The 12,425-nt window shown below is 49.4% G+C and carries 11 protein-coding genes; 5 read left to right on the plus strand and 6 right to left on the minus strand.

The annotated features are described in order from the left end of the window. Positions 1-356: 356 nt before the first annotated feature. Together H6F56_RS19845 and H6F56_RS19850 are read right to left on the minus strand one after the other, a co-directional pair. The gene (locus H6F56_RS19845; protein ID WP_190671609.1) at positions 357-584 is read right to left on the minus strand and encodes a hypothetical protein; all 228 of its coding nucleotides are present in this window, start codon (positions 582-584) and stop codon (positions 357-359) included. Further along, positions 581-2,431, minus strand: coding sequence for a S8 family peptidase (locus H6F56_RS19850; protein ID WP_190671611.1), 1,851 nt, complete (start codon positions 2,429-2,431; stop codon positions 581-583). Before H6F56_RS19850 ends, H6F56_RS19845 begins: the two co-directional genes overlap by 4 nt. Before the next feature lie 381 nt (positions 2,432-2,812). Between H6F56_RS19850 and H6F56_RS19855 the strand changes: the two genes are divergently transcribed. Next, positions 2,813-3,247, plus strand: a complete 435-nt coding sequence (locus H6F56_RS19855; RefSeq protein ID WP_190671613.1) for a hypothetical protein — start codon at positions 2,813-2,815, stop codon at positions 3,245-3,247. 201 nt (positions 3,248-3,448) lie between these two features. Here the strand turns inward: H6F56_RS19855 and ftsZ are convergent, their stop codons facing one another. Then, positions 3,449-4,729: a cell division protein FtsZ gene (ftsZ, locus tag H6F56_RS19860; RefSeq protein WP_190671615.1), complete on the minus strand. Its 1,281-nt coding sequence runs from the start codon at positions 4,727-4,729 to the stop codon at positions 3,449-3,451. 192 nt (positions 4,730-4,921) lie between these two features. Beyond that, a complete protein-coding gene (locus tag H6F56_RS19865) occupies positions 4,922-5,839 on the minus strand; it encodes a cell division protein FtsQ/DivIB (protein WP_190671617.1) in 918 nt (305 codons plus the stop codon). Positions 5,840-6,548: 709 nt separating this feature from the next. Between H6F56_RS19865 and H6F56_RS19870 the strand changes: the two genes are divergently transcribed. Then, positions 6,549-7,943, plus strand: coding sequence for a P-loop NTPase fold protein (locus tag H6F56_RS19870; protein WP_190671619.1), 1,395 nt, complete (start codon positions 6,549-6,551; stop codon positions 7,941-7,943). A gap of 340 nt (positions 7,944-8,283) precedes the next feature. Then, positions 8,284-8,784 (plus strand): hypothetical protein, encoded by a 501-nt coding sequence (locus H6F56_RS19875; RefSeq protein WP_190671621.1) that lies wholly within the window; start codon positions 8,284-8,286, stop codon positions 8,782-8,784. A gap of 41 nt (positions 8,785-8,825) precedes the next feature. Here the strand turns inward: H6F56_RS19875 and H6F56_RS19880 are convergent, their stop codons facing one another. Continuing rightward, on the minus strand, positions 8,826-9,968 hold the full coding sequence (locus H6F56_RS19880) for a sensor histidine kinase (RefSeq protein WP_190671623.1): 1,143 nt from the start codon (positions 9,966-9,968) through the stop codon (positions 8,826-8,828). 249 nt (positions 9,969-10,217) lie between these two features. Beyond that, positions 10,218-11,312, minus strand: coding sequence for a DJ-1/PfpI/YhbO family deglycase/protease (locus H6F56_RS19885; protein ID WP_190671625.1), 1,095 nt, complete (start codon positions 11,310-11,312; stop codon positions 10,218-10,220). Between the two features lie 335 nt (positions 11,313-11,647). Here H6F56_RS19885 and H6F56_RS19890 point away from each other — a divergent pair, with 335 nt between their 5' ends. Together H6F56_RS19890 and H6F56_RS19895 are read left to right on the plus strand one after the other, a co-directional pair. After that, on the plus strand, positions 11,648-12,061 hold the full coding sequence (locus H6F56_RS19890; protein WP_190671627.1) for a DUF6335 family protein: 414 nt from the start codon (positions 11,648-11,650) through the stop codon (positions 12,059-12,061). A 138-nt stretch (positions 12,062-12,199) separates the two neighbouring features. Next, positions 12,200-12,403, plus strand: coding sequence for a hypothetical protein (locus tag H6F56_RS19895; protein WP_190671629.1), 204 nt, complete (start codon positions 12,200-12,202; stop codon positions 12,401-12,403). Positions 12,404-12,425 lie beyond the last annotated feature (22 nt).

The raw sequence follows: 12,425 nt of genomic DNA on the forward strand, positions 1-12,425 counted from the left end.
AATTGTTTTTTCCTTGAGCAAACTCGGTATATCTAGCAGCAAAACCGAGATTTAAAACTTCGTTGACAAGTTGATTCCCATTGCTACACCCGACTTGTCTTCGCCAACGAAATAGAAGATTCCCTGTTAAAAAAAGTCAGCGGCTCTAAAGAATTTAGTAGATTTAGCAACCCGTTTTCTTCAATTTATCCTGATGAGTGACACAAAGTGAAGAACATTAAATTGGTAGATGCACCCTGATGAACGTCCCCGGCTAATCGAGTCCGGGGATTTTTTTTACCGGCTTTCAGCTTAAACACGATTAGCGATTGTAGAGACGCAGGTTAATGCGCCTCTATTGTCTATCGAGTCAGCCGCTAATTCATCACTTCAAAGCTGGTCACCTCTAACACCGGGCCAATCATCGCCAAGGTCATCACGTCTTCTCTCACCTTACCCTTGACTTTAACTTTTTGCCCAGCTTTTAGGAGATCATTGGGTGCGCCTTGGTGGATTTCGTAGGAATCGCCTTTTTCCGTCACCAGCGCCCACGCACCTGGACCCATGCCCTTGCGTTCAACTGTACCTTCTACGGTTAGACTCATGTGGTTGCTCCTTCTGTTTTAACGGCTAAACGGGCGAGTCCGTAGCAAAGTAAGGCATTAACAATCAGGAAACTACGGGCACCTACACCGGCACCCAATCCCCAAACTGCCGGTGAAACCACCGCACTCACGGCTAAACAACTCGCCACGCCAAGTGTCGTACCAATTGCCAGCCATTTCCACTGGGGATGACCCAGCAGCAACACCACGAGAATTCCTGGAATTAGCACACTGGCAAAAATGGGATTCAGCATACTGCTGCCTTGAACGGCACTTCCCAGTTCAGGAAGAGAACTGCCCATGACTCGGAAAGGCCACTGCGGCAGGTCGAAGACGTACAAACCGCGCAGGAAGAATAGCCCAGAACTGCCGGCAACTAGCCCGCTTCCCAGACTCCAACTCCAGCTGAAGGGGAAGTAACTGCGTAAAAACCAAGCTAACAAGTAGGAACCCAATACCATCGCTACCTTGGGCAACAGCGCTACAGCACCGCCATCCAACCAGAAGCGAGGGTTGAGATAACCATTATCACGCAGCCAGCGGAAGAAGTCGCGGAAGGTGATTTGCCCGTGAGTCGCTAGCTGAACCGCACTGGCAGCGTCTAATTGACCGGCACCAAAATGGTTAAGAGGATCTTCTTGGACAACCCGCGCTGATTGCAACAGCACGTTTGTAATCTCACTGGGTTCTTGAACCCCAATGGCTTTGACTAATGCAGCAACACCGGCAACGTGGGGAGATGCCATGCTGGTGCCTTGATATGCCGCAAAAATCGGTGCGCCGGTTTGCGGATCGATGGTATTTTGTAGAATTCCCCCCAGTTCACCTTCTTTGGTATCTCCACCGGGAGCTGAGATGTCTACGCCGGCTCCAAAATTAGAGTAAAAAGCTTTGTTGCCGGTGGCATCAAGGGCGGCGACGCCAATCACGTTGGGATAACGGGCGGGATAGCCGGCTGAATTATCACCTGAGTTGCCGGCGGCTGCAACAATAACCACGCCTTTTTGGTGGGCGTAGTCGATGGCTTCTTGCAGCAGTTGGCTCTCACCAGGGCCACCCAAGCTCATGTTGATCACGTCTGCGCCGTTGTCTGCGGCAAATTTAATCGCTTCGGCAATATCGCTGATGGTGCCGCCACCGCCGCCACTAAGAACTTTCAGCGGCATGAGGCTGGCTTCGTAGGCGATGCCGGCGACGCCATAGCTGTTATTGGTAGATTGAGCGATGGTGCCGGCAACGTGGGTTCCGTGGCCGTTATCATCATCTGCTGCGACTTTATCGTTGACGAAGTCGTAGCCGGGAACGAATTTTGTATCGGCCAAATCCGGGACTGCGCTGATGCCGGTGTCGATCACGGCAACGGTAACGCCGCTGCCTTTAGTTTCCTCCCACGCCCGTTCCATGTTAATGCTGCGGAGATTCCACTGCTTGCTATAGAAGGGGTCATTCGGGCCTTTTAAGGTGGGGTATGCCTCGCCAGGACGGTTGTTTGCACCGGCTACCCATGAGGCAACGTTTGTCTGTTCTGGCAACCCGTAGACATAATTCGGCTCAATAAATTCTGTAGACTTAGCCAGTTCAGACTTTCTTAGGGTTTTCAGTAATCGCCGGTCGCCCTTAATAATGTAAACATTGTCTGCGGCTGAATATTCGCTATTCAGGCGGGGTGCAGCGTTATACTTTTGGGAAATTGTCTCCAGTTGGCTGTCTATCTGAGCGGCTGGGATATCTTCGCGGAAATCCAGCACAATGCTATCAAATGTACCTTGGGTGGCTAAACCCTTGAAGTTAAATAAGGCCCAGCCTATCCCGATTACAAATAGGCACAGAAGAAAAAATTTTCTCATAGAAAACCCTCTAATTTAAGCGCCGGTCTGCTGACTAAGATAACTCAAGCTTATCTCTTTGGCAGGGGATATTGCGGGATGGTTACAGTTTGTGAATTATCAAAGATGGGAAATGGGGCATGGGGCATAGGGCGTGGGGTATGGGATTAGTGGCTAAGGGTAAAGCTTGAAGTGTAAAGTGTGTGTTTAGGGGATAGCAGTGAGTGGCTAATACCTAGAAAAACACGCTTTCCGATCGTGTGTTTTCTAAATCTCTATTAGACCTGTCTGTTGCCAAGAAGATCCACCCAGCCTCCCTTTTTTAGGCAGACTGTGCAGTTTTGGGGATCTCTCGGTTTGAAAACACACCCTAGTCCCTAGTCCCTAATTTTTTTCCCGCTTATGGAACGAGGTTTAATGTGGTTGCCCCTGTTGGGCGTTTTTCTCTGGTTGGGTTGGGCCGGCTGGAACGAATATCAAAAAGTTGAAGCTTATCGCATTTGGGCGAAGCCGTTTCAGCGGTCTAAATATGATATTTATGCAGCTCTGGGCCAAACCGGCACCGATTTGACTTGGGGTAAACCCACGCGCCAAGGGCCGGTGAATTTGCAAACGTTTTCTCTTAAGAATGTCCGCTCGCTCCAGCTGTTGGTGGACGGTCAACCCAGCGATTTGGACGCACCACCGGCTCAAGGAAAATCTGCCGCCCTGGAGTTTTTGTTGGCAGACTCAGCGCTGCCGGTGCGTGTCCCTTTTACAGAAGTTTCTCTGGCGGCTGAATGGGGAAAGCATTTACGGCAGGAATTGCTGCGCTGGCAACTAGAAGGTTCAGCCTGAGTGCGGTTGGCTGATGGCAAACATTTAAGTTGCCTAGCAATATGTAGATGTTTGTCGCTATCGGCACTTGCTGTTTTATACAATGGAATTTTAAACCTGGCAGAAGATGCAGGTTTAACGCAGAATAGCGACTGACTCAGGCTGTTTGTGAGCGATGAAAAGTTAAATAATAATGTGTTGAGAATAGCGAATTCTCAATTTTTATTTCGCGGGCCGCCGCTTTCGCAGAAATTCCGGCAGATCCAAGTCCCCGCCCACTTGTTTTTGCGGTTCTGGTGCAGCAGGAGCAGCAGCAGGCGGCGGTGGGGTTGCCGGCTTCGCAGGGGTTCTTGGCTGCACAGCCACCCTTGCCGGGGGAATGCTGGCTTGAGGTTCGCCGGTAAATCCAGTGGCGATGACGGTAATTCTAATCTCGCCTTGCAGTCGCTCATCAATCACCGCACCAAAAATGATATTGGCATTGGGATCGACTGCTTCATAGATAATGTCGGCTGCGGAGCTAACTTCGTGCAAGGTGAGATCGGTGCCGCCGGTGATGTTGAAGACTACGCCCTTCGCCCCTTCTATGGAAGATTCCAGTAAGGGAGAGGAAATGGCTGCCATTGCGGCTTCACCGGCTCTCGATTTGCCAGAGCCAATGCCAATGCCCATCAAGGCTGAGCCGGCATCTGCCATGACGGCGCGAACATCGGCAAAGTCTACGTTGACTAAGCCGGGAATGGTGATGATATCAGAAATGCCCTGTACCCCTTGACGCAGAATATCATCGGCAGAGCGAAATGCTTGTTGCACCGGCGTATCGGGTGCAATCACCTCTAGCAGCTTATTGTTAGGAATGATGATCAGGGTATCAACGCGACTTTGCAGGGCGGTAATGCCTTCTTCTGCTTGGCTGGTGCGACGACGTCCCTCGAAGGTAAATGGGCGAGTCACGACGCCAACGGTGAGGGCACCGACTTCTTTGGCCACTTCCGCAACGATGGGGGCCGCGCCAGTGCCGGTGCCGCCTCCCATGCCGGCTGTAATAAACACTAAATCGGAGTGCGCTAGCGCGTTGGCGAGTTCGTCACGAGATTCTTCTGCGGCTTTTTGGCCAATCGCCGGGTTACCACCGGCACCGAGTCCACGCGTCAGCTTTTGTCCGATTTGTAAGCGTCTGGCTGCGTCCGAGTGAGTCAAAGCTTGGGCATCGGTGTTAACCGTCCAGAATTCCACCCCTGACACATCACTGGCAATCATGCGGTTAATGGCATTGCCACCGCCGCCGCCGACACCGATCACTTTAATTCTAGCTATGCTGCTGGGCACAATATCGCTACCCCTAGATTCTTCCCCAGCCATGCTTTTTGCATCCCTAGTTTGACTCGCGTATGATCCAGCGTTGCCGAAAGGATTCGAGTTGTCCACTGCCGGCGGAAAACCTGCTTGTCCTTGAGAATGCGGGCTTTCATGCTCTTGTCCCATTTTACTATTAAGTGTCATTGGAATTTAGAACGGTAAATAAACAACTCTTCAACTTTAGGCAATTCTAGTCAACTATAGAATATGTTGCGCTTTCAACCAACAATAACAATGAGTTGCTGAGTGTTGGAAATTACTCAGTGCGACAAAGCCAGCCGGTAAGAGGATCTTGTGCTTGTTAATCGAGCCAGAATGTCCCACGGCTTTGCTCGCTCAGGGCGCTTTCGTTTGCGCCGGCACGTTAGCCTGTTGCAGTTTAATCGCAGGAGATTGGGGATTTTTCAGGTCAATATAGGCAATTTGGGTGTAACGCGGGTGTTTGGGTAATTGACGCATTTTATCGAGGGCGCTTAGTTGCGCGGCAAACTTGGAACTGTAGGGACCCAAATGAACGGTTCCCAACTCGGTTTTCAAGATTAAATTCGTGGGATCTTGCCAATCAATTTCAGACACCTTGACGGGAGATCTCGAGAGTTCTTGATACAGGGGTGGCCAATCACTCCGGTACACGTCGGGGTTGCCGATCACTTTCAACGTGGGCAGAGGCAGTGTGCGATCAAAAGATGTGTAGCTTTTTAAAGGCGTCCACCAGCCATTTTTATCTAGTACGCCTAAATTCGAGGCGGTTTCTACCTTTGTTGGGACTGCCGGCGCTGGCTTTGGGGCAACTGCGGGGGCGTCTGTCGTTTCCTTCACAGCTTTGGGGTTGGCGACGACCTCAGCGGGAGCTGCCAGTTGAGAAAGCGCTACAGGATAGCGTTCCTTGACTCGCACCGTCAAGCCGGCCGGCAGTAGATGCCGGGTAACCGTGGCTTGGGCGATAGGTGCGGCAGACTCTAGTTTTTCTGCGATCGCTTCGGGTTGCAGCCGCATCAGCGATTGCGGATAATCGAGGGGCAGCAGCGACCGAACTGTTTGAGCAGAAAGGAATTGATTGCCTTCGATCTCCACCTGTTCCGGTTCATAAATGACCCAACCTGGTCGGGTTGACACCCACATTAAGCCGCCGGCTAAACAGCTAACCGCCACAGTTTGCCAGCACCTTTGAAAAAATTTTACACGTCTTGAGCGCCGCAACTCTTGGCGACGCCGGCCTAATTCTGACTGAGAGACTGATGCGAAGCTAGCCATCTTCTACCTCTCAGTTGTTTAGATCGCAGCGCTTGCTTGCGCGTAATTTACTATTCATAGCGATTTAGTTTTTTATTGACTATCTTTTTATGTGCTGCGTGGGTAATTTTCTGGTTTTTTCTCATATCTTTTCAAGAAATTGTAAAATCATCACCTTTTTTTAAAAGATTTTGATCGGCTAACTAAAAAGACTACCGACAGATAAAATCTTCGTCAAGCTTTTACCTGTGAAGATATTTGCGCTGTCAATGCCGGCCCGCCTCTAGGGTTCACTTCATCACCAGATATCCGCTGTCTGATCGGGTTCTAGAGACAGTTGAAAATCGGTTAAATATTGATATCTAGCAATTTGCTATAACAATTGGCATAGTAGCACGACAATGTCAAGAGTGGTTACACTAATTTTCGCAAGTACGGAGGCAACGAAGCCCCCAAAAGGTGAGTAACTTCAAAGCAGATCCACCTCTAAAAGCGGGGATCAGCCCCAATCAATCGATGCAGCGGTAACGAACCCAGCAGGCTCATCCGGCTTTGGTGTGTAAAATTTTTAACAATCTCAAAACCCGCAAACCCGCTTCTGTACCCTCACACTCATCATTGTGGCGCTATCAAATAGAGGAAAGAGGGGGTAGAGACATCCTGGGCGAGGGGGAAGATGCAGCCTATACTTTGATTTACCAAAACAGCGCACGGATGAGAGTAAGTTTTGATGAGCCAGGATTTTCTGGATTTGCGAAGATTTTATGCAGCCTGTAACCCCTCTAAAACCCTCGATCTGAAAAATCAGGAAGATCGTAAATACTACATTGATTTTTCCTCGGTGCGAGGGGGCAACATCATTCGGGAACTCAGCAGAACCATCACTCTGCTAGCCGGTGATGACCCGACCTGCCAGCTGTTTACCGGGCACATCGGTTGTGGCAAGTCTACCGAACTGTTGCGGCTCAAAGACGAGCTAGAACAGAAAAACTTCCATGTCGTTTATTTCGAGTCTTCTCAAGACTTAGACATGGCGGACGTGGATATCAGCGATATCTTGCTGGCCATTGCCCGTCAAGTCAGTGAAAGCTTGGAAAAGGTTAGGGTCGATGTGCAGCCTCAAGGCTTCAAAGCGCTGCTCAAAGGAGCGGCAGACTTTTTGCAAACGCCCATCGAGCTGAGCGGTGAAGCGGCAATTCCCGGAGTCGGCAGCATCAGTGCCGGCGAGGGTGAATTGGGATTTTCTCTACCAGGAGGCATTGGCAAAATTACAGCCAAAGCCAAAGATAGCCCCAAACTTCGCTCGGAGTTGAGGCAATATTTAGAACCCCGCACCAATAGCATCCTCAACGCCATTAACAATGAGCTGCTCGGGCCGGCCACCGAGCAACTCAAACGCCAAGGCAAACAAGGACTGGTGGTAATTGTCGATAACCTCGACCGCGTGGACAGTTTTCTCAAACCTACAGGTCGCACCCAGCCAGAACATCTGTTTGTGGATCGGGGCGAACCGCTACGAAAACTCAATTGCCATTTGGTTTACACTATTCCCCTGGCTTTAATTTTCTCCAATGACTTGGGAAGGCTAACCAGTCGATTTGGAGTAAAACCGAAGGTACTGCCTCTCGTGCCGATGCGGTGCCGCGATAGCAGTGATTTTGACATAGGAATGTCTCTGCTGCGACAGATGGTTCTGAGCCGAGCGTTTCCCGATGTGCCGGCAGAGCAACGGATTGAGTTAATCTCGCAGGTGTTTGACAGCCCCGAAACCTTAGATCGGGTCTGCCGGGTTAGTGGAGGCCATGTGCGTAACTTGCTGGCTCTGCTGTTTAGTTGCTTGCAGCAAGAAGATCCCCCTTTCTCCCGCGCCTGTGTCGAAAATGTGATTAAAGAATACCGTGATGATTTAATTGCAGCGATTACAGATGAGGAGTGGGAGTTGCTTTTTCAAGCAGTGCAACAGCAAAGCGTCATTGGAGAGGAACACTACCAAATGATGTTACGCAGTATGTTTTTGTTTGAATACCGCGATGATATGGGGCGCTGGTACTGGATCAATCCGGCGCTGGCAGAGGCGGAAAAGTTCAAGTCTTGGCAAAGACAGATGCAGGAGACTTCTGGGTAAAGTCTTTTTTTAAGCACAGAAGTTGGCGGTAGCCTGCCGGCAGCCCTACACAGCTCAGTCAACGGCTGAGGTTCGATTGCCAGAGGTTTGCTAATTAAGTGCCGGCCAGAGTTAACAGTTGGGCGAATACGTGCACGCGTGCGATCTTGTGAAAATATATGCCAAGCATTTGTGATGGGTATGTTCGCAGGTCGCACGAAGTGTATTCTTTTACCATTACGCAAAATTGCTTAGTGCTGAGTCGTCTCTAAATTAAGACTTTGAACTAAGTGATATTTTGTGTTCGCCTTTACACACTTATCGTTCTGTCTTTCCGACTGAACCCAAGACGCGCAACAATATGGCTGACCCGCACCCACCTGATAGCGAAGCGTGGCCCGAAAGTGTCACAGATATAGCCGGTTACAACGAGCAATCGTTGAGAACACTGGTGCGGGCGATCCACCTTTCTCCAAAAGGGGAATTTTCGCTGATTTTGGTGCGCTGCAACGAGGCGAGTTTGCGAGAGCGAATGAGGCACCGGCTGCGAGAACTGTCTCATCTGCCCATTCGAGAGTTAGTGCTGCCGGCATCTGTAAAAACTCTTTTCACAAGTATCAAAACAGAATTGGGGGATGAACAGCCACAAGCATTAATGATATTTGGCTTGGAGTCGGTGAGCGCTTTGGATGAAGTTCTGACCTCTGCCAATCTAGTTCGTCCAGAGTTTCGTAAAAGCTTTCCATTTCCGCTGGTCTTGTGGCTTAACGATGAAATTTGGCCAAAGTTAATGCGGTTGGTGCCCGATCTCGCGAATTGGTCGGCCCCATCGATTAAGTTTAGTAGCTCTCCCGATTCATGAACTTGACATGAATCAGTTGATTAATCGAGACGATCTTTCACTCAAGTAGCCGACGCTGCGGGCAAGCGGACAATAAACACACTACCTTTACCCACCTCAGAAATCACATCAATGGTGCCTTGATGAGCTTCTACAATCTGGCGAGATAGGTGCAGCCCCAAGCCGCTACCTCCACGTTTGTGGGTGGCTTGGCGGAAGCGTTCAAATAATTTCACTTGGTCATCCATCGCGATCCCAACGCCGGTGTCTTGTACCTCAACCGTCACCAACCGAGGCTCAGATTTGGCTATAGGTTTAGCAACCAGGCGGACATCAATTGACCCAGTATCAGTGTATTGAATCGCATTGGCGATTAAATTCGTAAAAAGCCGGTGTAGTTCCAGGCGATCACCCATGACAGCACCCCCTCCGCCAGGGGTCTTTTCTCCATCTCCATCTAGGTGTAAATTCAAACTCAGACTTTTAGAATCGGCTAAGGGAGTTAATTCTTGGGAGACTTCCCCGATCAGTTGTTTTAGATCAACTGGAAAAAAGTTGAGATTTTTACGACCGGCTTCATAACGATAAACCTCCAACAATATATTCACCATACTCAGCAAGTTTTGGTTGCTGCGAGCCATTGTAGAAAACACTTCCGCACATTGGGGCGTGATTTCTCCCAAGGCTCCTTGCTGCAGTAAATTGAGCATTTGATTGGCTGCCACCAGGGGGGTTCGCAAGTCGTGGGTGAGCCTAGAGACAAAATCTTCCCGCTGGCGGGCGATCTGATCGCGTTCGTCAACGCTATGCTTGAGCCGCAGTAATGATCGGACTCGCGCTAGCAGTTCATCGAGTTCCACCGGCTTGCGAATAAAATCGTCCGCCCCCATATCTAAGCCCTGCACAAGACTAGATTGGTCGTAGGCTGTGATCAGCAAGATCGGTATAAATGGTAACTTCGCATTCTGACGAACGCGCCTAGTGACTTCGTAGCCATCCATCCCCGGCATCATCACATCTAGCAGCACTAAATCTGGGGGAGACTGTTCAATAATGGCTAAGGCAGAACTGCCATTCTCGGCTGTAACAATGTCGTATCCCTCTTCTTCCAGAATTGTCTGAACTAGCAAGACATTATCGGGAGAGTCATCTACAACGAGAATACAGTCGGTTTTATTCTGAGAGGAACTAGACAAATAATTCATGCAATGAAGGGTGGGCAATAGAAGTTATCATATCGGCGTCGTTGTAATATATTGCCATTTAATTGTTCGGCTGCCCTCATTCTTGAGAATGATTTGTACCGACAACGCTTCAACAAAGCGGTGAGCGGCTTGTCTAAAGATGGCTTTACAAGAAAAGATTGGAAGAAGAAGCCTTCTCCCAATCTGGAGCCACAAGTTTGAGGACGGTAATGTGCTGCTTTTTACACACTTGCCGCCGGCTTAAATGTCTTAGCCAAGGATTGCACCCGTTGTCGGTTTGGCCGGCTTGAGGGTTTCTGATCCATAGCGCTGGTGGTAAAATGCTGCAACTCGTTGTTCATATTGAGCGAGATCCACTTCAATTTTTCGGAACAGCGCCACGGTTATCGGATCAGTCAGCATCATATAAAGTTTGTACAAATCGACCACGCCGGTTTGGACATCGCCGAGGGTGCGGCGCAGCAGATCCATTTCGTCGCTTCCTTTTAAAGCGGCGTTTAACTTAGCCAAAGGTTCAGCTGCTTTTGCCTGCAAGGAGGGTTTTTCGCCAAACGCATCGAGTCGCGCTTCTAGCAGTTGGATGTGATAGCGCTTATTCTGAATCATCTCCCGCAGCAGGGCAGAAAAGCCGGTGTCGGAAGTTTTGCTAAGGTATTGCTCGAATGCTTCGTGGGAGTAACGTTCACCTGCCAGTGCGGTGTTGATCGCGCTGACAATTTCGCCCTTGGTTGAGCCGCCCCAAGAATCCGCCAGTTTCCACCATTCGGCAGTGGCATCAGTTTCTGCCGGCAGCGCTGCTTCTTTGCCGCCATAACCAAGCCGGCTGAGAATTGCGGTGGTAAAAATGGCTAAATCTCCAGGCAGCCGGGAGGTGATCAAGTTACCATCCACCACTAACGGCTCATCAATGTAGTTCGCGCCGGCATTTTCCATATCCTTGCGAATGGAGATAAAGCCGGTGGCGTTTCTACCCTTGAGCAAGTCGCCTTCAATTAAAACTTGGGGACCGTGGCAAACCGAAGCCACAACTTTCCCTTGCGCCATTAGCTGCTGCACAAACCGGACAGTATTGGGATTTTTCCGCATAAAATCAGGTGCCATCCCGCCGGGAATAATCACTGCATCGAAATCTTCAGCGCGAGCTTCCGTTGTGGTTCCATCGGGTTTCATCGAAACTTTTCCCTGCTTGCCTTTGTAGGCTTCATTCATGCGAGAACCCAGCACAACTGTCTCGAACCCCGCCATCTGCATCGCTTTATAAGGAATCTGAAATTCTGCATCCTCAACCGCGTTTTCAATGAGGATAGCAACGCGTTTTGTGTTCGCTTTATTGTTGGGTGTCATGAGTTTTCCTCTTACTGTTGTTTTTGCCTTTACACTGAGCTGATATTAGCTATCTCAGCAGTTAGCACTGGAGCAATTCCTGTAGCTGTTAGGTTACAGATGGGAAACTCTCCCGCTCTTTCTGACCTGATAATCTCCAGGCTAACTTCCTTATAAATCTGTGTTTTCTACCCGATTGAATTTCGGAAACTTTTTCAAATCTTTGTTTCTTTTAGCCTAAGTCTGTTTGCCATTGGTTCCCTTCACTCAAAAGAAATAGATCGGTTTCATTCTAAAGGGATAGATCGGCTTTGGTGATTTGAACTTAAGCTGAAAGAGGATAAGGAGTGAGAAGTATGGCAAATAAAGCTGATCAAGAAGCAACAGATACCGCCAGCGATTCTGATTTCGAGGCCGTGCCGCATCAAAATACGCCGGCAGACAGCGGCATTCCTAAAGTGCCCGGACTCGAACAAGGGCGGCGCATGATGCGCGAGGAATTGAGCAATTACACATCCACTTCCCCAAAACTTTCTGGGGGAGATGTTGATGCTGCTTGGGAACAGGCTGATGCGGTGGGTGAGGAAGCTGTGGGTGGAACAGTTGCTACGCCGGATCAAAATGTTGTGGATGAGTTGGGTGCGGCTGTTGGTCTAGAAATGGATGATCGCGCATTTCTGAGAACCACAGAAATTCTTGAGGAGCGTGATGACAGCCGATGGGAGTTAGATCCAACGTCGTCTGAAGATTATTCAGAACGCCGGGAGTAAGCGTTTGGGTACATAAAAAGCAACCAGCCGATGCAGATTAAATTTCGTTAAAAACCCCTTCTCTACTCCCGTTTAATGGGGGGATTTGAGTGAGGGGTTTTGTTTAATTATTTTGAAATTGTTGCCAGGAGTCGTGAAATGTCAAACGAACCGTCTGAGCGCAAAAGTGAGCCAGAAGAAAAAAAAGTTTCTGCGGAAGATATGGTAAATCCAGCAGAAGATCTGATCTATGCCGGTGGCTACACACCAGACCCTAGAGAAACTATCAACAATCCTGCTGTTGCACCTCAGATGCTTAATAATTCGGGGGATTTGAGGGGAGATTTAATTGAGGATGAGTGACGGTTAAATCGGCTTGCTATAA

The organism is Microcoleus sp. FACHB-672 (assembly GCF_014695725.1).
GTDB lineage: Bacteria > Cyanobacteriota > Cyanobacteriia > Cyanobacteriales > Oscillatoriaceae > FACHB-68.